The following is a 24,253-nucleotide window of genomic DNA, read 5'->3' on the forward strand; positions in this document are numbered from 1 at the left end:
GCTTGCGAATTTCCGGACGGTAGACTGATGCCGGATCCGGGCCGGCGCAGACGCCCCCGGCTGCCGCCGAGGTGACATAGGCGGCATTCCGTACCGCCCGGGCCATCCGGGCGCCACAGCCTGCATCCCCAGAAGGAACGCCATGTCATCGCCCTCCCTCTCGCTGCCGTCACCGACGCCGGCCACTGTCCGGAACCGCCGCCTGCTGGAAACCCTCGGAGCGCTGGCCATCGCCGGCACCTACGTCTACCTGGTCCTGAACCAGCCTGCGGACATCACCGGTGGTCCCGGCAGCGCGTCGGCCCTGATCGCCCTGTCCGGCTTCCTCTTGGGGGCGGTGCTCCTGATAATCGGCGTACTGCCCACACTGCCCGTGTCCACGCTGGTGCTGATTCCGGTGGCACTGGTCCTGAACATTGTCCTGGGCCAGTTCGTGGGCAGCACCCTGGTGCCTTTCTACCTCGACGCGATCGGCACCGTCCTGATCGCCGTCCTGGCCGGACCCGCCGCCGGAGCAGCCACGGGCGCCCTCAGCAGCATCGTCTGGTCCTTCTTCAACCCCACCGTCCTGCCGTTCGCCGCCGGTGCCGCCCTGATCGGCTTCTTGGCCGGCGTCGCCGCACGCCACGGCCTGTTCCGGCGCTTCTACCTGGCGCCGGTGGCGGGCTTCCTGGCCGGCATCATCGGCGGTGTGGTCTCCGCTCCCGTTGCCGCGTTCGTCTTCGGCGGCACCTCCGGCCTGGCCACCGGCGCCATCGTCAGCGCCTTCCGCTCCATGGGTGACACCCTCCTGGCGGCCATCACCAAGCAGGCCCTGATCTCGGACCCCATGGACAAGGCCATCGTCTTCACCTTGGTGGCCGTCCTGGTGTACGCCCTGCCGCGCCGCACCCGCCTGCAGTTCCCGTTTGTCCGGCGGTACCGCGTGCTTGCGGGAACATCCATCAGCCAGCCCACCGGCGAATCCACCGGCCGGGACGCCTGACGCAGCCCTGATGCGCCTTCACCCCCTGACATCGCTGGCGGCTGCCGGCAGCACGGCAGTCATCACGACGGCGGCTGGCAGCTGGCCGCTGTCCGTCGCCGTGATCGCCGCGGCCGCGGGCCTGTCGGTGGCCGGGGGAGTGGCGCGCCGGATGCTGCCGGTGGTGGCGGTCATCCTGGTTCCGCTGGTCCTGTCGCTGCTGGCCCTGCATGGACTGTTCTTTCCTGAGGGCATCACGGTTCTGGCGCAATGGGGCCCGGCGCGCGTCACCGCGGAAGGCCTCCATTTTGCCTTCGAGCGGGCTGCGCAGCTTTCTGCCGCAGTGCTGGTGCTGCTGCTGTGGTCCTTCACTGTCAGCGTCCCGGACCTGGTTGCTGCCCTGTCCACCCGCGGCGTCCACGCGCGGTTCGCGTTTGTGCTCGCGTCTACCCTGACGCTGCTGCCGGCCATCAGCTCACGGCTGGGACGGATCCGGCAGGCTCAGGAAGCGCGCGGCCTGGTGATCCGGCCTGGAATTGTCGGGCGCGCAGGCGCGTTCCGGTGGCAGGCGGTTCCTCTGGTGCTGTCTCTCGTGGAGGAAGCAGGCACCCGCGCGGCAGCCTTGCAGGCCCGCGGCTTCGGCAGCTCCGGGCCAAACACGAGTTACCGCGAGGTACAGAATTCTCGCGTCCAGCGGTGCGTGCGCGTGGTTCTGCTGCTCGCGGCGGTGGCGGCCATCGCCGCGCGCCTCTGGCAGCCGACGGCGGGTGCTTACTAATGGCGCAAAGCTCACCTCCGGCTTTGGCTGCGGGTATCGAGAAATTTGTCTTCCCCGGTGAGCAGGAACCGGTTCTGGCGGGCCTTGAGGTGTCCTTCGCCGCGGGATCGCTGACAGCGGTGCTCGGCGGGTCCGGCAGCGGCAAGTCAACACTGGGGCGGCTGCTCGCCGGCTGGTTGCTGCCCGGCGACGGCGGGACATTTACGGGTTTTCTCGAGCTTGCCGGCACGCGCCTTCGGTTCACCGGGACAGCTGCCGATCCGCGGATCGATCCCGGGGGCTGGGGCCGCCAGGTGGGCTTTGTGCCGCAGGATCCCGCCGCCGCCTTGTCCACGGTCCGTGCCACGGTGGCCGAGGAGCTGGCCTTCGGGCTGGAAAACGCGGGGGTGGACCGTGAGAGTATGGCCGGCGCCGTCCGGCACACGGCAGCCCTGACCGGCCTGACCCGGCTGCTGGACCGGAATCCTGCCACGCTTTCCGGCGGTCAGCTGCGCCGCCTGGCCATCGGCTGCGCGGTCATTTCCCGCCCAGCGGTTCTCATCATGGACGAACCCTTCGCCTCCCTCGACACGGACGGAGCCAAAGACCTCGCTGCCCTGGTGCGGAACCTCGTACAGGACGGCACCGCCGTCGTGATCCTGAGCCAGCGGGCCGATGCCGTCCTGCACAACGCCGATACCTGGCAGGTTCTTGCCGGCGGTACCGTGGCCGCGGCCGGCACGCCGGCAGAAATCGTGACTGCCGGGGCGCTGGAACTGGCGGGAGTGGTCCGCCCCCGTCCGGATACAGGTCCCCGGCCGCTCGCAGAAGCAGGCTATCAATCCGCCGTCGACGGTCCGCCGGCTTTGGAACTGCGTGACGTCTCGTTCACGTACCGGGGGACACAGCGCAGAGGCTGGTTCAGGGCACAACCGGGCCCGCCGGCTGACCCGGTCCTGCACGGACTCAGCCTGACCGTCAGCGCGGGCGAGATCCTGGCGGTGACAGGTCCCAACGGCGCCGGAAAGTCGACGCTGCTGAGGCACCTCAACGGTTTGCTCCAACCAACAGCAGGCAGCGTGCTGGTGAAGGGTCGGAACATCGGCGGACAGCCCGCGGGACGGGTGTCCGGTGACGTGGGGCTGCTTTTCCAGCAGCCCAGGGACCAGCTGTTTGAGCGGACCGTGGAACGGGAAATCCGCTTCGGACTCGAGCACAGGCAGCCAGCGGCTGACCAGGCAGTGCAGCAAGCCCTCGCCGCCGTTGGCCTGGAGCACCTTGCCGGACGGCACCCAGCCGAACTGCCCGCGTCCCAGCAGCGGCTTCTGGCACTGGCCACAGTGCTGGCCCGGCGTCCCTCAGTCCTTGCACTGGACGAACCGACCGTTTCCCTGGACGGCCATGGGCTGGCCGCGCTGGACCGGGTAGTGCGCAGCACGACGGCGGAGGGCACCGCCGTCGTGCTGGTCACCCACGACCTGGACTACGCCCGGTCCATCGCGCACCGGCTGGTGCGCATCGACGCCGGCCGACTGCTACCCGCGGACTGATGCCTGGGTGGCTGCATCCGGGCTGACTGATTCGGAGGACTGACCCGCCAGACCCGACGCGACGCCGGGCGCCAGGAAGCGCTTGCCGTTGACCCGTTCGGAGGCGCCAACACGGTCCAGGTACGGCGTGATGCCGCCCAGGAACATCGGCCAGCCAGCGCCGAGGATCATGCAGAGGTCGATGTCTTCAGGACCGGCCACTACGCCCTCATCCAGCATCAGCCCGATCTCCTCGGCGAGGGCGTCCTGCACGCGGCGCAGCACGTCCTCCCCGGCGGACGGTGACGTGCCGAAGGACATCAGCGACAGGGTGGACTCCGGGATCTCCTGGGAGCCGTCGGCCGCCGGGGCCCAGAGTGATTTCACGCCGTTCTCGATCAGTTTCTGCAGGTTCGTGGACACGGCGAAGCGGTCTCCGAAAGCGGCGTGCAGGGACTCCTGGACATGCTGGGCCACCGGCAGGCCCACCATGGCACCCAGCGTGAACGGCGTCATCGGCAGGCCCATGGGACGCAGCGACGTGTCGGCCACCTCGGCAGGGGTGCCTTCGTCGAAGGCGGCCGTCACTTCACCCATCAGCCGCAACAGGATCCTGTTGACTACAAAGGCCGGCGCATCCTTGACCAGGACCGCGGTCTTCTTGAGGCCCTTGGCGAGCTCAAAAGCGGTGGCCAGCACCGCGTCGTCGGTCTTGGGTGCGCGCACGATTTCGAGCAGCGGCATCACGGCCACCGGGTTGAAGAAGTGGAAGCCCACAAGCCGTTCCGGGTGCGCGAGGTCTTCGGCCATGGCCGTGACGGACAATGAGGACGTGTTGGTGGCGAGGATGCAGTCGGGCGAGACGATCGCTTCCACCTCGGCGAAGACCTGCTTCTTGACGTTCAGCTCTTCGAAGACGGCCTCGATGACAAAGTCGGCGTCCGCGAAGGCCTCCTTGGAGACCGATCCCGTGACCAGCGCCTTGGTGCGGTTGGCTGCGTCTTGACTGATCCGTTTCTTGCCGAGGAGCTTGTCCACCTCGGCGTGGACGTAGCCCACGCCCTTGTCCACGCGGGCCTGGTCGATGTCCGTCATCACCACGGGGACCTTGAGCTGGCGGGCGAACACAAGGGCCAGCTGGCTGGCCATCAGGCCCGCCCCCACAACGCCGATTTTGGTGACCGGACGGGCGAGCTTACGATCCGGTGCGCCGGCGGGCCGCTTGGAACGCTTCTGGACCAGGTCCAGGAAAGCGTATACGGTGGCGCGGAACTCGTCCGTCTGCATCAGACCGGCGAGGGTTTCGCACTCGAGGGCGGCGGATTCGGCCTGGGACATGGTCCGGTTGGCTTCGAGGATATCCAGGACCCTGGCCGGTGCAGGGGAAGCGTTGGAGGTCTTGGCCTCCACGAATGTCCGGCCGGCGGCGACGGCTGCAGACCAGCGCCCGGCAACAGTGGGATCAGCCGGGTCCACGGCGTTGGCTCGCTCCGGGACCACGTCGCCGGTGATGACCGTGGCCGCCCAGGCGAGGGACTGTTCCAGGAAGTCTGCCGGTTCGAACAGGGCGTCGGCGATGCCCAGCTGGAAGGCCTGCGGCCCGTTGAGCGTACGGTTGTTGCTGAGCGGGTTCTCGATCATCACCTTGACCGCGTTCTCGGGTCCGATCAGGCGCGGCAGGATGTAGACACCGCCCCAGCCGGGGACCAGGCCGATAAAGGCCTCGGGAAGCGCCAACGCGCCGGCGCCGGTAGACACCGTGCGGTAGGTGGACTGCAGGGCGATCTCCAGGCCGCCGCCCAAGGCAACGCCGTTGATGAAGGCGAAGCTGGGGACGCCGAGGTTGGCCAGCGTGGCATAAACGTTGTGCCCGAGCTGTGCCATCCACAGGCCATGATCGCGGTTCTCGAGCGACTTCACCGCGGACAGGTCAGCGCCGGCCACGAGGAAGTACGGTTTGCCTGTCACGCCCACACCCACGATCTCGCCGCGGGCCGCACGCTCCTTCAGGCCCTCCAGGACCGTGCCTAGTTCCACCAGCGTATTGGGTCCCAGGGTAGTGGGCTTGGAGTGGTCCAGGCCGTTATCCAGGGTGATCAGCGCAAAAACTCCGGGGCTCTGCTGGCCGGGGGCGGCAGGCAGCTTGATGTCCTGGACGTACGAGTGGGTCACGGTTTCGTCGGGGAAGAGCTCGGCAAGCTTGGTGAAATCGGCGGCGCTCATGCGGCGGCTCCTTCGGTGGTGGCTACTGAGTTTGCTTCGTGGACGACTGCTGCGACGGTGCCGCTGTAATCGGTGTGGTGCGGGTTTTCCCAGATGACGGTGGCGCCCATGCCCAAGCCTATGCACATCGTGGTGATCCCGTACCGGACCGAGGGATCTTCTTCGAACTGCCGCGCGAGCTGGTTCATCAGCCTGACCCCGGAGGACGCGAGGGGGTGGCCCACCGCGATGGCGCCGCCGTACCGGTTCACGCGGGGGTCGTCGTCGGAAATGCCAAAGTGGTCCAGGAAGCTGAGGACCTGCACGGCAAATGCTTCATTGATCTCGAAAAGTCCGATGTCCTCAATGCTGAGTCCGGCGTTCTTCAGGGCCTTTTCGGTGGCGGGCACGGGGCCGATGCCCATGACCTCCGGTTCGACGCCCGCGTAGGCGTAGCTGACCAGCCGCATTTTGACCGGCAGGCCCAGTTCCGCCGCAGCTTCCGAGGAGGCCAGGACGGCGGCAGTGGCGCCGTCGTTCAGGCCGGCGGCGTTGCCTGCCGTAACCCGGCCGTGGGCGCGGAAGGGAGTCCGCAGGGCCGCCAGGTCTTCGAGGGTGGTTCCCGGGCGGGGCGGCTCATCAACGCTGTTCACCGTCCAGCCCTGTCCCGGCTTGAGGGTAGCGACCGGAACGAGGTCAGGCTGGATCTGGCCCTTGGCGTAGGCGGCCTCGAGTTTGTCCTGCGAGGCAACCGCGTACGCGTCGGTGCGTTGCTTGGTGATGGCGGGAAAACGATCATGCAGGTTTTCGGCTGTGTTGCCCATGTTCAGGGCAGCAGGGTCAACCAAGCGCTCGGACATAAAGCGCGGGTTCGGGTCGGCGCCGGAGCCCATTGGGTGGTTGCCCATGTGCTCCACGCCTCCGGCGATGACGACGTCGTAGGCGCCGAAGCCGATGCCGCTCGCCGTTGTGGTGACGGCGGTCATGGCGCCGGCGCACATGCGGTCGATGGCGAATCCGGGGACGGTGCGGGGGAGCCCTGCCAGGAGGGCGGCTGTGCGGCCGAGGGTCAGGCCCTGGTCGCCGGTCTGGGTGGTGGCGGCGACGGCGACTTCGTCGATTCGGGCCGCGGGCAGGGTGGGGTTGCGGCGCAGAAGTTCCCGGATGCACTTCACCATCAGGTCATCGGCGCGGGTTCCGGCGTAGATGCCTTTCTCGCCGGCCCGGCCGAAGGGCGTGCGGACGCCGTCAACAAAGACGACGTCGCGGACAGTTCGCGGGGATCCGCTGCTTCCGTGGTGGCTCACGTTTACTCCTCATCGAGACGTTGGCGCCGTCCGGAGGCCAAAGGGCAGCACTCGGCGGGACGGCAGTGCACACTATGTTACTCGTCAGTAACATGGTGCGCAAGGCTCGGCGAGAGGCGTTTACTCAGTGGCTGCGGTTGCCTTGGTTTCCTTGGCCGGCAGTGGTTGCGGGTTGAGGAACGCCTCCGTGAGAAGCGGCGCGACCACGCCGACTTGCCAGTCACGGGCACCGAGGCCGCGCAGCTCAGCGGCTACCGTTTCTTCGGTAATGTCCGACGGCGGACGCCACGCCACCCGGCGGAGGTAGTCCGGCGTCAGCAGGTTCTCTACGGGAAGGTTCAGTTCCTCCGCCTTCTCCTGCAGGAGCGGGCGGGCGGTGGAGAGGCGTGCCGCGGCCTCGGGGTCGCGATCGGACCACACCCGCGGCGGTGGCGGTGCGTTGGTGGGCAGGTGCAGCGGCGGAAGTTCCTCAAGATCGCGGGCAGCGGCGATGCACCGGAGCCAGCGGGGTGCCTCCCGCTGAGCCGCACGGCCATGGAAGCCCTTGGTGCCGAGCAGTTGGGGAACGGTGGACGGCATGGCCTTGGCGGCGGAGACGAGGGCCGAATCCGGGATCAGCCGTCCCGGCGCCACATCGCGCTTCTGTGCCAGGGAATCGCGCTCCAGCCACATTTCGCGGACCGCAGCCAGCTGGCGCCGGTCGCGGATCTGGTGCAGGCCCGACGTCTTGCGCCACGGGTCAACCCGGGGAGGGGCCACGCCGGCGGCAAGGATTGCGGCAAATTCCTGCTCCGCGTATTCCAGCTTGCCGTCGGCCTGCAGTAATTCGATGAGTTCTTCGCGCAGTTCGGTCAGGACTTCCACGTCCAGGGCGGCGTAGCGCAGCCACGGCTCGGGCAGCGGCCGGGTGGACCAGTCGGCGGCCGAATGTTCCTTCGCCAGGCCAAACCCAAGCAGCTGTTCGATGACGGCAGCCAGGCCAACGCGTGGCAGGCCGGCCAGCCGCGCGGCGAGCTCCGTGTCAAAGAGCTTGTCCGGCCACATGCCCAGCTCCAGCAGGCAGGGCAGGTCCTGGCTGGCTGCATGCAGGATCCATTCCACCCCCTGGAGCGCATCGTTGATGATGGACAGGTTCTCGAACGGTTCAGGATCGATCAGCCAGGTACCGGAGCCTTCGCGCCGGATCTGCACCAGGAACGCGCGCTGGCCGTACCGGAATCCGGACGCCCGTTCTGCATCAACCCCTGCGGGCCCTGTTCCGGCGGCGATGGCTGCCGCGCACCGCTCCAGCCCGGACTGCGTTTCGATAACCAGCGGCACGCCGTCGCGCGGTGCATCGAGGTCAATGACTACGGGGACCTGGCTGTCGAAGCCTTCCACCGTGATGTGGGGGGTCGTATCAGCAGCCGGAGCGCCGGCCGTGGTGTTTTCCGGAATATGAGGGGTCATGATGCCTTCAGTTTACCGACAAGGGGCAGTCCTAGTTCCGGCGCCGGCGCGGAAGGGCCGTGACGCCGTCGGGCAGAGGGGGGAGGCCGGCGAACGTGCAGACCATGTCGGACCACGCCTCCAGATGGGCAGTAACGTCCGAGGACTCCGGTGTCCAGGAGGCGCGCAGCTCGATGTCGATCGATCCGGGCCGGTCAGAAAGTGTTCCAAAGCTCTCCGACAGGACGCGGGTGGCGGTCCCGCCGGCCGCCCGGTAGGGGGCCTTGTGATTCTCCAGGGCCTCCACCAGCCAGGTCCAGGCGACGGTCCCCAGCATTTCGTCGTTGCCCATTTCGGGCTCAAGTTGGGCCCGGATGTAGGTGACAATGCGGAATTCGCCGTCCCAGACTGCTGAGCCTTCGGGGTCGTGCAGCAGGATGAAGCGGCCCGTGGCCAGCTCGGTGTCGTCGTCGTCCTCAGTGCCGGACGCCGCGGCCAGGGCCATGGCGGCGGGCCCGTGGACCGGCGTGGTGCCGCTGCCCGGTCCGGGCTCCATCACCTCGGCCCCGAGTGCCACGGCGAACGGTGCCAGGCGCGCCGGGGCGGGAATTTCCGCCAGGCGCAGTTCGCTGCGGCATTGGGCCTTCCTGAGGGTTCCCAAGGCGTGGAGAAATTCCGGGGGAACCTGGGCGAGTGCGTTCACCTTCGCAGATTACGCAACAGCAGGGGGCGGGCAGTGCAGGCTCGCCGTCGGCCGGTCCATGCTATCCGGCTTCCTTGCCCGCGTGGTGGGCCGCAAGTTCCCGTCGGATCGCGGCCACAAAGGCGTCGACATCGTCCTCGCTGGTGTCGAAGGAGCACATCCAGCGAACCTCGCGGGCGGCTTCATCCCAGTCGTAGAACCGGAAGGACTCCCGCAGGCGGTCAGCTATGCCGGCCGGCAGGACGGCGAACACGCCGTTGGACTCCGTCTCCTGCGTGGGCTCCACGCCCTCGATCGTGTCCACCGCGGCGCGGAGGCGGGCAGCCATGGCGTTGGCGTGCGACGCCGAACGGAGCCACAGGTCGCCTTCCAACAGGGCGATGAACTGGGCCGACAGGAAGCGCATTTTCGAGGCAAGCTGCATGTTCATCTTGCGCAGGAACACGAGGCCGTGGGCCGCTTCGGGGTTCAGCGCCACCACCACTTCGCCGTACAGCAGCCCGTTTTTGGTGCCGCCGAAGGAGAGGATGTCAACGCCGGCGTCGCGCGTGAAAGCCCGAAGCGGCACGTTCAGGTGCGCGGCGGCGTTGGCCAGCCGCGCGCCGTCCATGTGGAGCTTCATGCCCTTGGCGTGGGCATGATCCGCGATGGCCCGGACCTCATCCGGGGTGTAGCACGTGCCCAGCTCGGTGGTCTGCGTGATGGACACTGCCAGCGGCTGTGCCCGGTGTTCATCACCCCAGCCCCAGGCCTCGCGGTCAATCAGCTCCGGCGTCAGCTTGCCGTCGGGGGTGGGCACATGCAGGAGTTTGATCCCGCCGATCCGTTCCGGAGCGCCGTTTTCGTCCATGTTGATGTGCGCCGTCGAAGCGCATACCACAGCACCCCAGCGCGGGAGCAGCGACTGCAGGGACAGCACGTTGGCCCCCGTGCCGTTGAACACCGGGAAACATTCGAGGCCGGCGCCGAAGTGCTCCTCCATCAGCCCCTGCAGCCGTGCCGTGTAGTCGTCCTCGCCGTAGGCCACCTGGTGGCCCCCGTTGGCTGCCGCGAGGGCGGCCAGGACCTCGGGGTGCACACCGGAGTAGTTGTCCGAGGCGAAACCGCGGACGGACGCGTCATGCAGCCGGGCGGCGGGATCTTCAAGCCGCGGGGCGGCATCTGCCGTTGTTGTCATTGCTTTGCTCACGTTCTCAGTCTAGGGAGGTCGGGTCCGGCCGGTCAGGGTCCTGCAAGTCAGGGGATTTTGCGGTCAGGGGGCCAGGAGTAGGCGCCGGCCGTTCAGCTCGGCTGCCGGGCGGTTGAACAGACCGACGACGGCGGCGGCCAGGTCTTCGACGTCGGTGGCGCCGGGGAAGGTCCGTTCCGGGTGCGCCTTCCGGAGTTCCGCGTCCACGAGCGCTTTCACCACCAGGACGACGGCGGCGCCCCGCAAGGCGGTGCCTTCATTCGCAGCCCCGCGGGCCAGGCCCTCCGCCATCGCCAGTGTCCAGGTCTCGGCGGCGGCCTTCGCCGCTACGTAGCTGGCAGTCGCCGCCGTGGGCTTGTCCACCGCGGTGGAGGACACCATGGCAAACCGTCCGGTTCCGGCGGCGGCCAGGTCGGCGTAAAAGACCCGGGAGACATTCCTGAGTGTGGTGATGGCGCCGCGCTCCAGGAAGTCCCAGTCGGCGTCGCTCTGGTCCGTGATGCCTTTGGCGCCGCGCCAGCCGCCCACGAGGTGGATGACCCCGTCCATCAGACCTGCCGTGCCCGTCAGGGTCTTCCGGAGGGCCTGGACGTCAGCGAGATCCGCAAGATCGCACACCAGGGGAGTGACGCCGTCGCCCGCCTGCCTCGCAGCACCCTCGATGCGCGTGCTGTCCGAGCCGACCGTGAAGACCCGGAACCCCGCCTCGTGCAGTGCCCGGGCCACCGCGATCCCGGACGGTCCGCTGCCGCCGGTGATCAGGACGTTCAGCCCGAGGGAATTATCCGGAACAGGTACAACGCGCGGGGCGCCGGGTTCGCTCACAGCGCGGACGCTCCGGTGATGCCGGCGGTGGATTCGATGACTGGGCGCATTTTCTTCTCCAACGCTTCGTAGAACATGGACAGCGGAAATTCGTCGTCCAGCACCTGGTCTGTGAGGCCGCGGGGCGGACCTGCAACGGGAAGCGCGTCGGGGCCCTTGGCCCAGGCTGATGCGGGGTTGGGTGTGACCGTGGCGGAGATCAGCTGGTACGCGGCAAGCCAATGGGCCATTTTCGGCCGGTCAATGGAGCGCCAGTAGAGCTCGTCGATCGAGGCGCCGAGGGCGATCACCGCGTCCGCCACCTTGTCCCAGTCGATGCTGAGCCGGCTGTCGGTCCAGTGCAGGACGTGGTGCTGGTGCAGCCAGGCGAAGAGCAGCTGTCCGCCGAGCCCGTCGTAGTTGCGCACCCGGTTGCCGGTGATCGCGAAGCGGAAGATCCGGTCGAAGATGATGGCGTACTGCACCAGTTTCGCGTGCCGGCGTGCTTCCGGCCCGGCGTTTTCGTCCCGTTCGATCCGGACGGATTCCCGGAAGGCTGTGAGGTCGCAGCGCAGTTCTTCCAGCGAATACAGGAAGTAGGGCATCCTCTGCTTGATCATGAACGGGTCAAAGGGCAGGTCGCCGCGCATGTGGGTCCGGTCATGGATCAGGTCCCACATCACAAACGTGGCCTCGGTCAGTTCCTGGTCGGCCAGGAGTTCCGCGGCGCCCGCGGGCAGGTCCAGTGAGGTGATGTCTGCGGCCGCGCGCAGGACCCGGCGGAACCGGGCTGCTTCACGGTCCGCAAAAATCGCGCCCCAGGTGAAGGTGGGTGTCGCCCGCACGGCCACGGTTTCGGGGAACAGCACCGCCGAGTTGGTGTTGTAGCCGTGGGTGAAGTCCAGGAACCGGATGGGCACAAAGAGCTTGTTGGAATAGTCCCCGGCCTCAAGGCTGGCCACAAAATCGGGCCAGATGACCTCGATCAGTACGGCCTCCACCAGCCGGCTGCTGCTTCCGTTCTGGGTGTACATGGGGAAGATGACAACATGCTGCAGGCCATCCTGGCGCTGCAGCTGGGGCTGGAACGCCAGCAGCGATGCGAGGAAGTCCGGGACGGCGAATCCAGCCGTGGCCCACGCCTGGAAATCAGCGACGACGGCGTCAAGGTAGGCCGCGTCGTGCGGGAACAGCGGTGCCAGTTCGGCAAGCGACTCCGTGATGGCGGCAACCTGCAGGGCTGCCAAGGCGTGATGGCCAGCATCAGGCACGGAGCCGTCCTGGACCTGCAGTGCATGCAGGGATTCGGCGGCGCTCCTGAGGCGGAGCCAGGCGGGATTTTCGGCGGTGATCCTCGTAGGGGCCACGGTCACGGTGACGGTCATGGTGCGACTGCCTTTCTCATTGCTTGGGGCATCTACGGCGAGCGTAGCAAGCAACCAGAGTCTCTAACTCAAATCGAGCCTGAGCATAAGATATTCTCGGGCTCGAGGCGCCTCACGGCTCCGCCAGATGTAGGCGGAGCCACGGCTGGCGGACTCAGGACTCCGTGGATTCTTCCGCGGCAGCGCCGCGCGGCACCAGTTTCAGGGACACCGAGTTGATGCAGAAGCGCTGGTCCGTGGGTGTGCCGTAGCCCTCGCCCTCAAATACGTGGCCCAGGTGTGAATCACAGTGCGCGCACCGTACCTCCACGCGCTTCATGCCGAGCGTCCGGTCGTGGATGTAGCGGACTGTGCCTTCGGCGAGCGGTGCCCAGAAGGACGGCCACCCACAATGAGAGTCGAATTTTTCGTTGCTCCTGAAGAGCTCGGTTCCGCAGGCACGGCATTGGTAGACACCCTCCGTATGGGTGTCCACGTACTCGCCGGTGAAGGGGCGCTCCGTACCCGCCTGCCGCAGCACGTGGTACTCCTCCGGCGTGAGCTCCTGCCGCCACTCGGCGTCGGATTTCCGGTAGGCGGGTTCCGCAGCGGCGGCGTCGGCGGCCGGACCCGGGACCGAGTCCGTGGCCTTGTTCTCGAAGATGCTCTTACCAAAGATACTCATAGTCAGCTCAACGCTCAGGAGTCGCCGATAAATCCCGAACCGGCATACAGGTGAAGCACCGGGAGCCCCAGCTGGTCCTGGGCTTTGTTGGCCCAGTCCGTGTGGAACGTATCCGCTACTGCATGAGGACGGGTGATCACTACTGCCTGGGCTGCGCCGAGTTCCTTGACCTTGGCCACGAGGCCGTTGACGGCCCCACCGTCCACTACTTCGCCCGTGACCCCGGCGCCCAGCCCCTCCAAGGCGGCCAGCGAGACGGCCAGCGTCTCTGCAGCCTCGGCCCGTTCAGCGGTGGGGTCCGGGGCGTGGGCGGTCAGTTCGCGGAACGCCTTAGCAACGTCCAGCAGGGAGAGATTCTCAAGGAAATCCACCAGCAGATGCCGTTCAGTGTTCCCTGGAACCAGCAGGACAAGGGGAGTGTCCTGCCCGTCCACCAGGCGTTCTATGTTGACGCGGTCGTCCGCGCCCAGGGGTTCTTCGGTCAGGATGACGATTGGATCGCTCATGGCATCAGCCTAGTCGTGCGCACCGGCGCCTGCATCCATTTGGGCCGATCGGTGCGTGCGGTGTCATGCGCGCGGCGTCCCCGGGGCCGGCAGAATTCCGGTGCCACGTGCCGGACGGAATATGGTCAACCCGTCTGCGGCAGTAAGAATGGTTCCATGGCACCTTCCACGCGCACCTCCACGTTGACGGCGGCAGTTCCGATCCAGGCCGACGGCCACATGTCGCTGCGCGCCAAATGGGCGCTCGGCGGCGTCATTGGCGGCGGGGCCCTTGCCGGCCTGCTGGCCACAGGCTCCTCCGCACTGGCGCTTTATTTTGCCAGGCGCGTGATCACTCCAGTCCGGCAGCGGACGGCGGACCAGGAAGTCCTCGCCGTGCTCCGGGAAGGAGGCGGCCGCAAGGTCATCCTGACAGCCACTCCTGAGACCACTGTGGAGGGCGTCTATGGGTTGTTTTTCGACGGCGGGAAGGGCCACGCCCGGATCGGGCGGATCGTGTCCTATTCGCCGGCGGACGGCACGGTCCTGCGCGAAGTGGAAGCCGTCTACGCCGGCGATCTTGAAACGGCCCGCCGCGGATGGTGGAGCGGTGCGCTCTACCCGGACCCCGCTGCCGCCGGCTTTGCGGCGGAGGACGTGCAGATCGACGTCGACGGCGGCACAGCACCGGCGTGGCTGGTCCGGGCCGGCGGACCTGCCCGGACCTGGGCAGTCATGGTTCACGGCCGTGGGGCCACCCGCCAGGAGGCCCTCCGGGCGGTAGGTCCCGCCCTCGAACTGGGGCTTACCAGCCTGCTTGTCTCATACCGGAACGACGGGTTGGCGCCGTCGGCCGAGGATGGCCGGTACGGCCTGGGATCCACGGAATGGCATGACGTGGAGGCTGCCATCGAGTTCGCCCTGGCCAACGGCGCCGAGGAAATTGTTCTCTTCGGCTGGTCCATGGGCGGCGCCATCTGCCTGCAGACGGCCGATCTCTCGCCTCACCGTCACCTGATCCGGGCCATGGTCCTGGACGCGCCCGTCATCAACTGGGTCAATGTGCTGGCCCACCATGCGCAGATCAACCGCATTCCGTCCCTCGTTGGCCGCTACGGGCAGCTGATGCTGGGCCACCCTGTGGGCCGCAGGCTCACCGGCCTGGCCGCACCCGTGGACCTCAAGGCCATGGACTGGGTGGCGCGCGCCGTCGAAGTCCGGACGCCCACCCTGATCATCCACAGCGTTGATGACGAGTACGTTCCCTATGAACCGTCCGCCCTTCTGGCCGAGCGGAATCCGGACATGGTCACGTTCGAAACGTTCAATCACGCCAGGCACACCAAGGAATGGAATGTCGATCCCCAGCGCTGGGAGAACCTGATTAAGGCGTGGCTCCGGCCCCAGCTGGCTCAACGGCTTAATCCCGGCCAGAACCGCTAAGGTGTGCGCGTGCCGATGGCGGCTGTCACAGCGGAGGTCAGCCGGATGAGGTCGGCCGGTGCAAGCTCAACGTCCAAGCCGCGCTTACCACCGGAAACCAGCATCGTCCCCAGATTGAGGGCGCTGCTGTCCACCACTGTGGGTGATGTCTGGCGCTGGCCCAACGGCGAGATCCCGCCCAGGACGTAGCCCGTGCGGCGTTCAGCAGCCGCAGGATCTGCCATCGAAGCCTTCTTGGCGCCCAAGGCGGCCGCGAATGCCTTCAGGTCAAGGTTTCCGCTGACCGGCACAACCCCCACGGCCAGCCGGCCTTCGACTTCCACCATGAGGGTCTTGAAGACCTTCTCCGGAGCGATGCCCAAGGCTTCGGCGGCTTCCGCGCCGTAGCTGGCCGCGGAAGGATCATGGGCATACGGATGCAGCACAAAAGGAACGCCGGCTGCAGCCAGGGCGGCTGTGGCCGGCGTTCCGTTTGAAGAACTCTTGCGTCCCAAAGCGTTCAGTTTCCGACAGAGATCAGGGGATCAGGACGCGGACCGGGACGTAGCAGCGACCTTGCGCTTGATCCGTCCCAGCATGGCGGTCATGCCGCGCATCCGCAGTGGCGTGATGGCCCGCGTCAGGCCCAGCAGCTCCGGCATATCGTCCGGCACCGCCAGGATTTCGGCGGCGCTGAGTCCGTCGAGTCCCTCGTGGAGCACACCGGCGAAACCCCGCGTGGTGGGGGCTTCCGGTGGCGCCTTGAAGTAGAGCCGAACGGCGTCAGCCGGGCCGGCGTCGTTCTTTTCCGTCTCGATGGTCAGGAACAGCGGCGACTGGCATTCCACCACCTGCTCCAGGAGCTCGGGGTGGTCCTTCAGACGGGCCGGCAGTTCCGGCAGCTCGCGCGAGAACTCAAGCAGCAACTGAAGCCGATCGGGTTCGGTCAGGGCTTGGAAGTCATCCACGATTTCCGCCAATGCGGCGGGCAGGTCATGTGTAGTCATCTGTTCCAGTTTACGCCGGGACCGTGCCGCGTTCCGTGCCCTTGGCGATGGGAACACGTACGGCGTTGCCCCACTCGGTCCAGGAGCCGTCGTAGTTCCGGACAGTGTCAAAGCCCAGCAGGTACTTGAGCGCGAACCAGGTGTGGCTGGAACGCTCTCCGATGCGGCAGTAAGCCACCACGTCATCGCCTGCGGCCAACCCGGCCTCGCCCAGGTAGAGGGCCTCGAGTTCTTCCCGGCTGCGGTACGTTCCGTCCGGCGCAGCGGCGCGCGCCCAGGGAATGGATGCTGCCGTGGGAATGTGGCCGCCGCGGAGCGCACCTTCTTCCGGGTAGGCCGGCATGTGGGTCCGCTGGCCGGTGTATTCCTCAGGGGAGCGGACGTCAATGAGCGGCTTGCCGAAGTGTGCCAGCACATCTTCCTTGAACGCGCGGATGGGGGCGTCGTTGCGCTCCACCACCGGGTAGTCACCGGGTGCCGGGGCGGTCTGCTCCGTGGTCAGGTCGCGGCCTTCGGCGATCCACTTGTCCCGGCCGCCGTCGAGCAGCCGGACATCCTCGTGGCCGAACAGGGTAAAGACCCAGAGTGCATAGGCGGCCCACCAGTTGGACTTGTCCCCATAGATGACCACCGTGGCGTCGCGGGAGATGCCCTTGGCAGCGGCCAGGGCGGCGAATGCCTCGCCGTTCACGTAGTCGCGGGTCACTTGATCGTTAAGGTCGGTGTGCCAGTCGATTTTGACGGATCCGGGGATGTGGCCGGTCTCGTAAAGGAGAACGTCCTCGTCGGATTCGACCACCACCAGCTTTCCGTCCGTAAGGGCGCCACCCTCAAGTGCGGCGGCAAGCCAGTCGGTGGATACCAGACGCTCCGGGTTGGCGTAGGTGGCGAACTTCTCGTTCTGTTCAACTGCGTAGGACATGGTGGTGGCCTTTCACTGAGACACGGCGGATGCTGTAGAAGGAAAACCTGCCTCCCACACTAGCCATGGCCGGCCGCCCTGTCCGCCTCCTTGTTAACAGTGGGAAATATGGCCTTCGTCACGCCCGGGCCCCTGCCGGCCGCACGGCGGGGGAGGCCCGGGCTGTTGCCGGTATTCTTTCTGGGGACAACCCACCAGCAGAACGGACCACCTTGGTACAGATCGAACAGCTTGCCGCCCGCACTCCGGCGGTTTCGGTGGATGAACTCCTCAAAGGTTTCTATCCGTCCGCACGGTTCGGCCAGGTCTCCTTTGCCAGCTACCGGCCGGACCCGAACCAGCCGTCCCAGGCGGCGGCGGTCAAGGCGCTGGAAGCGTTCGCCGGGGGAGTTGGAGCCGGCGACGGCGACGGCCTGTTCAAGAAGCTCTTCACCAAGAAGGTCGCTACCAGGGCGGGGATCTACCTCGACGGAGGATTCGGCGTCGGCAAAACCCACCTGCTGGCCTCGCTGTGGCATGCCGCCCCGGGCCCCAAGGCCTTCGGCACGTTTGTGGAATACACCAACCTGGTCGGGGCGCTTTCCTTCCGCAAAACTGTTGAGGCGCTGAGCCACTACAAGCTGGTGTGCATCGACGAATTCGAGCTGGATGATCCGGGTGACACCGTGCTGATGTCCCGTCTGATGCGTGAACTGGCCGACGCCGGCGTCAAGCTGGCTGCCACGTCCAACACCCTGCCGGGTTCGCTGGGCGACGGCCGCTTTGCCGCCGTCGACTTTGCCCGTGAAATCCAGGTCCTGGCGGACCAGTTCGACGTCATCAGGATCGACGGCGAGGACTTCCGCCACCGTGGCCTGCCCGCCGCCCCGGCACCGCTGAAGAACAGCCAGCTCGCCGCACAGATGAGGGCCGAGTTCGACGGCAAGACCGTGGCAGAGGACGAATTCAGTTCACTGATCGGCCACCTGGCCGGTGTCCACCCGAGCCGTTACCGGCAGCTCATCGACGGCATCGACGGCGTTGTGTGGCGCAACGTGGAGACCATCACCGAACAGGCAGTGGCGCTTCGCTTCGTGGTGTTGGCGGACCGCCTGTACGACAAGGATGTGCCCATCCTGGCCAGCGGCGTCCCCTTCGACAAACTCTTTACGGATGAGATGATGCACGGCGGGTACACCAAGAAGTATTTCCGCGCTGTGTCCCGCCTGACCGCACTGGCCCGCGAAGGCCAGAACCACGAGCCGTCCTAGGCAGCGGCTGGGGAAGCTGGACAGTCCGTTAAGCGCCAAAGGTGCGGGTGCCGCCTCCCGGCGGGACCCGCACCCCCTTGACGTGCTAGGGCAATGCCCTGGCCAAATCCTTCTTACGGAGCCTTCTCAACCGGGGGAACCGGGTTGACTGGCGGAGCTTGCTCGGTGGCAGGCGTCTCGCCGGGGGTTCCGTCGTTCTTGTCAACGAGCTTGGAAGCGCCATCCTGGATCTTATCGACGTGGCCTGCGTACTTGCCGCCGGTCTTTGAGTCGACAAAATCGCCGGCCTTGGTGATGCCGTCCTTGATGGCCCGCTCGTTGCCGTGGATGAGACCCTGAGCCTTGCCCTTGAGATCGTCAATCAGTCCCACGAGCACCTCCCTTCAATCGCGGAGCCAGGTCGCTCCTCCGCAACCGATCCTAGCCCTCTCTGCGGGGCGTGCCAAGGTGCTGTGACAATTTCTGTAAAGTCGAAGGCGGGCCATTCAGGCAATAAAAAAAGCAGCTCTCGGGGGAGCTGCTGTGTGTGGGCGATACTGGGATCGAACCAGTGACCTCTTCCGTGTCAGGGAAGCGCGCTACCGCTGCGCCAATCGCCCGGAACCGGAAGGCCGGTCATTTCGGATTTATTACTGGGGTAGAGAGCGGACGACGAGATTCGAACTCGCGACATCCACCTTGGCAAGGTGGTGCTCTACCAGCTGAGCTACGTCCGCGTATGAAGTACAGCCTGGCCGGTGGCCAGACGTACTGCATGAAGCAAGTTTCCTTGCTTGGTGGGCGATACTGGGATCGAACCAGTGACCTCTTCCGTGTCAGGGAAGCGCGCTACCGCTGCGCCAATCGCCCATTTCGTCCGGCGTAAACCGGAATCCATGGTTTTCACCGAGGTGGGTACGGGATTCGAACCCGTGTGAACGGCTTTGCAGGCCGCTGCCTCGCCTCTCGGCCAACCCACCGTGTAAGCGCCGATTCCGAAAAATCTTTGCCGTGACAGTGTCCTGCGAGCGGACGACGAGATTCGAACTCGCGACATCCACCTTGGCAAGGTGGTGCTCTACCAGCTGAGCTACGTCCGCATTTGGGCCGCTGAATCCGTGCCGTTTCGGGCAATTCCTCGCGTTCCAACGAGTAAGAACTCTATAGGAGGTTCAGGGATTCTCCAAATCGAGCGTGCCTCAACGGCGGCAATGCCCCTGGATCCCTGCAATCTAGGGGATTTTGCTAATTACAGGCGTGTAATTCGACTCCGGTCCCGGCTCGATTTCCATAAACCCCGCCGGGTCGGCTAGCATTCAAAGGCATCGGGGCGATTGGCGCAGTGGTAGCGCGCTTCGTTCACACCGAAGAGGTCACTGGTTCGAACCCAGTATCGCCCACCGAGGAATCTGGTCCGTTTCCGCTCAGCCGAGCGGAAACGGACCTTTTTTGTGCCCGCCATTCTGTCAGCCCCTTGTGAAAGAGTCTTTGTATGACTGATCCACTCCTTGCCCACGCCACGGAATACGGCCGCATGTATGCGCGGTCCACCTCCGAACAGTTCTCCGTTCCGTCAATCACCACCGTCATCGGCCAGCAGCCGCACGGCCTGGACGGCTGGTTCGGTTACATGGGCGCCAGCAGCCTGGCGAAGGATCCGCTGCTGGCCGATTGCCTGGGCAGCCCGGCGAAAATCCGGCAGGCCGTCAACCGGGCCTCAAAAGCAGCAGAACTGTATCGCGACGAGGCCGCCAAACGCGGCGACCGCGTCCATAATTACTGCGAGCAGGTTGCGCTCCGCGCCCTGGGCCGGCCCCACGCCATGAAGGAAACCCGCGAGGCGTTGGCGGCCAACGGCGAGGAAGGCTTTGCCCTGCGGTTCGATGAGTGGTGGGACCTCTACGGCGTAGAGCCCATCGCACCGGAAATTACCGTCTGGAACAAGTCAGTGGGCTATGCCGGGACGCTGGACCTCGTGGCCAAAATCAACGGCCGGATCTGCGTTATTGATTACAAGACCAAGGGCACCACGCGGGACGGCACCGTCAAGCCGCTGGACGACAAGGTGGTTATGCAACTGGTGGCCGGCATGAAGGCCGAAGAAAGCCTCGTGGATGCCGTGGCAGGGGAATGGGAGCCCTGGAAGTACGGTGAGAACCCGTTACTGCTGGCTGTGGCTATCGGCGAGACCGAAGTCCGTCCGGTCCGCGCCAACCCCGACGTCCTCAAGCACCACTGGTGGAAGTTCTGCGCCCTGCGCCGCGTCTGGGAACTGTCCGCCGATACGCTCGCCGCCGGGTCTGCGCTTCTTCCGGTGGCTCCACCCGCGTCCGCGCAGGTCCGCAGCGCCTAGCGGAGCGCGCCTGCCCGGCGCACGTCTGCCCGGAGTCCCGGGGGTGGTTCCCCTGCGCCTAAACTGGATAGGTTCGCCAATAACGCCCACCGTGAGGAAAGACAGCACATGGCCATTCTGAATATCCGCATCATCGGTGATCCTGTGCTCCGCACAGTGGCCGATCCCGTGACGGAATTCGGTCCTGAGCTCGCCAAGCTGGTCGCGGACATGACGGAAACCATGGAGGACGTGGATGGCGCCGGCCTCGCGGCCCCCCAGATTGGCGTCAGCCAGCGGGTCTTCACCTACCGGATCGACGGCGTGGAGGGCCACATCATCAATCCGGTCCTGGAAAACAGCGAGGACTTCCAGGCGGACCAGGTTGAGGGTTGCCTGTCCATTCCTGGCCTGGCGTTCCCGGTCCGCCGCTTCCGCGCCACACGCGCCACCGGTGTTGACCTGAACGGGAATCCTGTCGCGGTGGAGGGAGAAGGCCTGCTGGCCCGTTGTTTCCAGCACGAGACGGACCACCTGGACGGCATCCTCTACACCGACAGGCTGGAAGGCGAGGACCGGACAACGGCCCTGCGTTCCATCCGTAATGCCAACTATGACGCCATTACGGAACGCACGACGGCGAAGCGCGCCAAGACGGTCGGGTCCAGTTTCGGGGGCGCGAGCTTCGGCGGCGGCGCCACCGCATGAGGGTACTTTTTGCCGGCACCCCCGCCGTGGCCGTCCCGTCCCTTAACGCCCTCGTTGAGGCCGGCTTTGAGATCGTTGCCGTCCTGACCCGTCCCGACGCGCCGATAGGGCGCAAACGGGTGCTGACGCCGTCGCCCGTTGCCGCCCGCGCCGCCGAGCTGGGAATAGACGTCATCCACGCCACCCGCGTGGACGAGGCCGTGACGGCGAAAATCGCCGCGGCCAAGCCGGATGTGGCCGCCATCGTGGCATACGGCGGCCTGATTCCGCGCCCCGCCCTTGATGTTCCCCCGCACGGGTGGATCAACCTGCACTTTTCCCTGCTTCCCGCATGGCGTGGCGCTGCCCCCGTGCAGCGGGCCGTGATGGCCGGCGACGACGTCACCGGGGCAGTCACCTTCCTGTTGGAAGAAGGTCTGGACACCGGCCCGGTCTTCGGAACGCTGACCGAGGGCGTTGGCCCGGAGGACACCGCCGGGGCGCTGCTGGAGCGGCTGTCCAACAGCGGGGCCGTGCTCCTTGCCCAGACGCTGGCCGCCGTCGAAGCCGGGAGGGCAGCTGCCCAGCAGCAGGTCGGCGACGTTTCACTGGCCCCCAAGCTGACCATCGATGACGGCCGGCTCGACTGGAAGCAGCCCGCCCTGGCGATCGGCAGGCGCGCCCGCGGCGTAACTCCCGAGCCCGGCGCCTGGACCACCCTGGACGGACAGCGCGTCAAACTCGAACCCGTCCGGCTCCGGCCGGACGACACTGACCTGCAGCCCGGCGCAGTATTCCTCGACGGCAAGAGCGTCCTGGTGGGCACCGGATCCCACGCTGTGGAGCTAACGAGGATCCAGCCTTCGGGCAAAAAGATGATGGCCGCCGCCGACTGGGCGCGTGGCATGGCAACACTGGAAAGCGTGGTCTTCGAATGAGCGAATCCGGCGGTAATGCAGGCGGCACGGGCGGCAGCGGCAGCGGCGCCCCGGGCGGCGGACGCGGCAACAGCGGACGGGGCAAGGGCGGGCCGCGGGATTCCAGCCAGCGCAACGCCCAGGGCCGCGAACGCAACCGCCCCTCGCAGCGGAGCTTCACCGAAAACGCTCCTGCGCAGCGGACCCGCCGGGCTGACCCCGCGCGGCTGGTGGCTTTTGAAGTCCTGCGCGCGGTAGCCGCCGAGGACGCTTACGCCAACCTGGTGCTCCCGTCCCGCATCCGCCATCACGGCCTGGACAAGCGCGACGCCGGCTTCGCCACCGAGCTCAGCTACGGTGCCCTGCGTGGCCAGGGCACCTACGATGCCATCCTGGCCCGCTGCGTTGACCGGCCGCTGGACCAGCTTGACCCCGCCATCCTGGACGCCCTGCGGATCGGCACCCATCAGCTGCTGGCCATGCGCGTCCCGGCCCACGCCGCTCTGGATCAGACCGTGGGCCTGGCCCGCGCCGTCATCGGCGCCGGACCCTCCGCCCTGATCAATGCGGTGCTGCGGAAGGTCACGGCGCACACGCTGGAGGAGTGGCTTGAGGTCCTCGTTGCCGGTGAAAGCGACGAAACCACCATCGCGTCCCTCCGGTACGCCCACCCCGAATGGATTGTCCGTGCGATGCGCCAGTCCTTGGTGGCCCACGGACGGTCCGCCACCGAGATCAACGACCTGCTGGAAGCCGATAACGCGGCTCCGGTGGTCAACCTCGTTGCACTGCCAGGCCTGGGCAGCCTGGACGAAGCCCTGGAAAGCGGGGCCACCCTGGGTGAACTCGTTGAAGGCTCGGCACTCTCCAGCGGCGGAGACCTCGGCCGCCTGGCCTCCATACGGGAAGGCAGCACGCGCGTCCAAGACGTCGGCTCGCAGCTGGTGGCCCGCGCCATGGCGGCAGTGGACCTCGACCCCACCGACGGCACTGGAGCAGAACGCCAGAACGAAACCTGGCTGGACCTGTGCGCCGGCCCCGGCGGCAAGGCGGCCCTCCTTGGCGCGCTGGCCAACGCCCAGGGCGCCACGCTGCTCGCCAATGAACCTGCCCCGCACCGTGCCAAACTCGTCAGCCAAGCCCTGTCAGCTGTGCCCAGGGACGTCTGGCGCGTCCGGACCGGCGATGGCCGCGACGTGGGCACTGAGCAGCCGGAATCCTTTGACCGGGTCCTGGTGGATGTCCCCTGCAGCGGGCTTGGTGCGCTGCGCCGCAGGCCGGAGTCCCGCTGGCGCCGCACCCCCAAGGACCTCGCGGACCTCGGTCCGCTGCAGCGTGCCCTGCTGAAATCGGCGCTCGACGCCGTCCGCCCCGGCGGCGTGGTTGCCTACGTGACCTGTTCACCCCACCCGGCCGAAACCACGGCGGTGGTCAGCGATGCCCTCCGGAAGCGTGATGACCTGGAGCTGCTGGACGCCGGTGCGGTGCTGGACAGCGTGAGCCTGACCGGGAACCTGGGCGCAGGCCACGATTCCACGGCGCAACTCTGGCCGCACATCCACAGCACCGATGCCATGTTCCTGGCCCTCATCCGGAAGAAAGCCTGACCCGTGAAAGGTTCCCCCATGCCGCAATGCTGCATCAACCCCAGCATCCTGTCCGCCGACTTCGTCAACCTCGAGGCCGAACTGCAGCGCATCAGCAACGCTGACGCCGTGCACGTGGACGTGATGGACAACCACTTTGTCCCCAACCTCACCATCGGGCTGCCCGTGGTCCAGCGGATCCAGGCGGTCAGCCCCGTCCCGCTGGACGCCCACCTGATGATCTCCGACGCCGACCGCTGGGCACCGGGGTTCGCCGACGCAGGGCTGGCATCCGTGACCTTCCACGCCGAGGCCTCCATTGCACCGGTCAAACTGGCCCGCGAGCTGAGGGCCCGGGGCTCCAAGGCCGGCATGGCGCTGCGCCCAGCCACAGCTGTGGAACCCTACTTGGACATGCTCGAGGAACTGGACATGCTCCTGATCATGACCGTGGAGCCGGGCTTCGGCGGCCAGGCGTTTCTGGACTTCACCCTGCCCAAGATCCGCAAGGCCCGGGCAGCCATTGACGGCTCCGGAATCAATGTCGCCATCCAGGTGGACGGCGGCATTACCGAGGAAACCATTCTGCGGGCGGCCGAAGCAGGTGCCAACGTCTTCGTGGCGGGTTCGGCTGTCTACGGCGCGGAGGACCCGGCAGCAGCCATCGGACGGCTCCGCGAAGCCGGCAGCATCAAGTTACGTGCTGCGTCCGCGGAATAGTCTGGGCCACCTTG

Annotated in this window: 23 protein-coding genes and 6 tRNA genes; 11 read left to right on the forward strand and 18 right to left on the reverse strand. The window is 66.8% G+C overall.

Annotated elements, in window-relative coordinates:
* The first annotated feature begins 142 nt into the window (after positions 1-142).
* The 3 genes from ACVWY0_RS11140 to ACVWY0_RS11150 are packed head-to-tail and all read left to right on the forward strand — an operon-like array spanning position 143 to position 3,271.
* Positions 143-985: an ECF transporter S component gene (locus tag ACVWY0_RS11140; RefSeq protein ID WP_485836748.1), complete on the forward strand. Its 843-nt coding sequence runs from the start codon at positions 143-145 to the stop codon at positions 983-985.
* 10 nt (positions 986-995) lie between these two features.
* Entirely contained in the window at positions 996-1,742 is a 747-nt protein-coding gene (locus tag ACVWY0_RS11145; RefSeq protein WP_485836749.1) for an energy-coupling factor transporter transmembrane component T, read from the forward strand.
* 23 nt (positions 1,743-1,765) lie between these two features.
* Positions 1,766-3,271, forward strand: a complete 1,506-nt coding sequence (locus ACVWY0_RS11150; protein ID WP_485836750.1) for an ABC transporter ATP-binding protein — start codon at positions 1,766-1,768, stop codon at positions 3,269-3,271.
* Here ACVWY0_RS11150 and ACVWY0_RS11155 read toward each other — a convergent pair.
* From ACVWY0_RS11155 to ACVWY0_RS11195, 9 genes are all read right to left on the reverse strand, one after another.
* Positions 3,257-5,473, reverse strand: a complete 2,217-nt coding sequence (locus ACVWY0_RS11155) for a 3-hydroxyacyl-CoA dehydrogenase NAD-binding domain-containing protein (protein ID WP_485836751.1) — start codon at positions 5,471-5,473, stop codon at positions 3,257-3,259. The genes ACVWY0_RS11150 and ACVWY0_RS11155 overlap by 15 nt on opposite strands.
* Positions 5,470-6,759, reverse strand: coding sequence for a thiolase family protein (locus ACVWY0_RS11160; protein WP_485836752.1), 1,290 nt, complete (start codon positions 6,757-6,759; stop codon positions 5,470-5,472). Before ACVWY0_RS11160 ends, ACVWY0_RS11155 begins: the two co-directional genes overlap by 4 nt.
* Positions 6,760-6,879: 120 nt before the next feature.
* A complete protein-coding gene (locus ACVWY0_RS11165) occupies positions 6,880-8,208 on the reverse strand; it encodes an HRDC domain-containing protein (protein WP_485836753.1) in 1,329 nt (442 codons plus the stop codon).
* A 31-nt stretch (positions 8,209-8,239) separates the two neighbouring features.
* Positions 8,240-8,890, reverse strand: a complete 651-nt coding sequence (locus ACVWY0_RS11170) for a DUF3000 domain-containing protein (RefSeq protein ID WP_485836754.1) — start codon at positions 8,888-8,890, stop codon at positions 8,240-8,242.
* A gap of 61 nt (positions 8,891-8,951) precedes the next feature.
* Positions 8,952-10,067 (reverse strand): threonine aldolase family protein, encoded by a 1,116-nt coding sequence (locus ACVWY0_RS11175; protein ID WP_485836793.1) that lies wholly within the window; start codon positions 10,065-10,067, stop codon positions 8,952-8,954.
* 75 nt (positions 10,068-10,142) lie between these two features.
* Positions 10,143-10,904: an SDR family oxidoreductase gene (locus ACVWY0_RS11180; RefSeq protein WP_485836755.1), complete on the reverse strand. Its 762-nt coding sequence runs from the start codon at positions 10,902-10,904 to the stop codon at positions 10,143-10,145.
* The gene (locus ACVWY0_RS11185) at positions 10,901-12,268 is read right to left on the reverse strand and encodes a DUF6421 family protein (RefSeq protein ID WP_485836756.1); all 1,368 of its coding nucleotides are present in this window, start codon (positions 12,266-12,268) and stop codon (positions 10,901-10,903) included. Before ACVWY0_RS11185 ends, ACVWY0_RS11180 begins: the two co-directional genes overlap by 4 nt.
* 154 nt (positions 12,269-12,422) lie before the next feature.
* Entirely contained in the window at positions 12,423-12,932 is a 510-nt protein-coding gene (gene msrB, locus ACVWY0_RS11190; RefSeq protein ID WP_485836757.1) for a peptide-methionine (R)-S-oxide reductase MsrB, read from the reverse strand.
* 14 nt (positions 12,933-12,946) lie between these two features.
* Positions 12,947-13,438, reverse strand: coding sequence for a hypothetical protein (locus tag ACVWY0_RS11195; RefSeq protein ID WP_485836758.1), 492 nt, complete (start codon positions 13,436-13,438; stop codon positions 12,947-12,949).
* Positions 13,439-13,657: 219 nt separating this feature from the next.
* Between ACVWY0_RS11195 and ACVWY0_RS11200 the strand changes: the two genes are divergently transcribed.
* Complete coding sequence (locus tag ACVWY0_RS11200; protein ID WP_485836794.1) at positions 13,658-14,860, forward strand: alpha/beta hydrolase family protein; 1,203 nt, start codon at positions 13,658-13,660, stop codon at positions 14,858-14,860.
* Here ACVWY0_RS11200 and ybaK read toward each other — a convergent pair.
* Genes ybaK through ACVWY0_RS11215 form a run of 3 tightly spaced genes read right to left on the reverse strand, consistent with a single transcriptional unit; the run spans position 14,857 to position 16,768 of the window.
* Entirely contained in the window at positions 14,857-15,354 is a 498-nt protein-coding gene (gene ybaK, locus ACVWY0_RS11205) for a Cys-tRNA(Pro) deacylase (RefSeq protein ID WP_485836759.1), read from the reverse strand. The genes ACVWY0_RS11200 and ybaK overlap by 4 nt on opposite strands.
* Before the next feature lie 30 nt (positions 15,355-15,384).
* Entirely contained in the window at positions 15,385-15,846 is a 462-nt protein-coding gene (locus tag ACVWY0_RS11210; protein ID WP_485836760.1) for a SufE family protein, read from the reverse strand.
* Positions 15,847-15,856: 10 nt separating this feature from the next.
* Entirely contained in the window at positions 15,857-16,768 is a 912-nt protein-coding gene (locus ACVWY0_RS11215; protein WP_485836761.1) for a sulfurtransferase, read from the reverse strand.
* Between the two features lie 212 nt (positions 16,769-16,980).
* On the opposite strand from ACVWY0_RS11215, the gene zapE reads away from it, so the two are divergent.
* Positions 16,981-18,018 (forward strand): cell division protein ZapE, encoded by a 1,038-nt coding sequence (gene zapE / locus ACVWY0_RS11220; RefSeq protein ID WP_485836762.1) that lies wholly within the window; start codon positions 16,981-16,983, stop codon positions 18,016-18,018.
* 113 nt (positions 18,019-18,131) lie between these two features.
* On the opposite strand, the gene ACVWY0_RS11225 is transcribed toward zapE, so the two are convergent.
* The 6 genes from ACVWY0_RS11225 to ACVWY0_RS11250 form a co-directional block, all read right to left on the reverse strand.
* Positions 18,132-18,389 (reverse strand): antitoxin, encoded by a 258-nt coding sequence (locus ACVWY0_RS11225; protein ID WP_485836763.1) that lies wholly within the window; start codon positions 18,387-18,389, stop codon positions 18,132-18,134.
* Between the two features lie 156 nt (positions 18,390-18,545).
* Positions 18,546-18,617 (reverse strand) — tRNA-Val (locus ACVWY0_RS11230).
* A 44-nt stretch (positions 18,618-18,661) separates the two neighbouring features.
* Positions 18,662-18,734 (reverse strand) — tRNA-Gly (locus tag ACVWY0_RS11235).
* 58 nt (positions 18,735-18,792) lie between these two features.
* Positions 18,793-18,867 (reverse strand) — tRNA-Val (locus ACVWY0_RS11240).
* A gap of 39 nt (positions 18,868-18,906) precedes the next feature.
* Positions 18,907-18,977, reverse strand: a tRNA-Cys gene (locus ACVWY0_RS11245).
* 47 nt (positions 18,978-19,024) lie between these two features.
* Positions 19,025-19,097, reverse strand: a tRNA-Gly gene (locus ACVWY0_RS11250).
* Positions 19,098-19,325: 228 nt separating this feature from the next.
* Here ACVWY0_RS11250 and ACVWY0_RS11255 point away from each other — a divergent pair.
* The 6 genes from ACVWY0_RS11255 to rpe all read left to right on the forward strand — a co-directional run bounded on the left by ACVWY0_RS11255 (position 19,326) and on the right by rpe (position 24,239).
* A tRNA-Val gene (locus ACVWY0_RS11255) sits at positions 19,326-19,397 on the forward strand.
* 92 nt (positions 19,398-19,489) lie between these two features.
* Positions 19,490-20,350 carry a cytochrome gene (locus tag ACVWY0_RS11260; protein ID WP_485836764.1) on the forward strand — a complete coding sequence of 287 codons (861 nt, stop codon included), beginning with the start codon at positions 19,490-19,492 and terminating at the stop codon, positions 20,348-20,350.
* Between the two features lie 108 nt (positions 20,351-20,458).
* The gene (gene def / locus ACVWY0_RS11265) at positions 20,459-21,037 is read left to right on the forward strand and encodes a peptide deformylase (protein ID WP_485836765.1); all 579 of its coding nucleotides are present in this window, start codon (positions 20,459-20,461) and stop codon (positions 21,035-21,037) included.
* The gene (gene fmt / locus ACVWY0_RS11270) at positions 21,034-21,954 is read left to right on the forward strand and encodes a methionyl-tRNA formyltransferase (protein WP_485836766.1); all 921 of its coding nucleotides are present in this window, start codon (positions 21,034-21,036) and stop codon (positions 21,952-21,954) included. The genes def and fmt overlap by 4 nt, the downstream gene beginning before the upstream one ends.
* On the forward strand, positions 21,951-23,540 hold the full coding sequence (locus ACVWY0_RS11275; protein ID WP_485836767.1) for an RsmB/NOP family class I SAM-dependent RNA methyltransferase: 1,590 nt from the start codon (positions 21,951-21,953) through the stop codon (positions 23,538-23,540). Before fmt ends, ACVWY0_RS11275 begins: the two co-directional genes overlap by 4 nt.
* 18 nt (positions 23,541-23,558) lie before the next feature.
* Complete coding sequence (rpe, locus tag ACVWY0_RS11280) at positions 23,559-24,239, forward strand: ribulose-phosphate 3-epimerase (protein ID WP_485836795.1); 681 nt, start codon at positions 23,559-23,561, stop codon at positions 24,237-24,239.
* The last annotated feature ends 14 nt before the right edge of the window (positions 24,240-24,253 follow it).

The sequence above is a fragment of the Arthrobacter sp. UYNi723 genome (assembly GCF_054057635.1).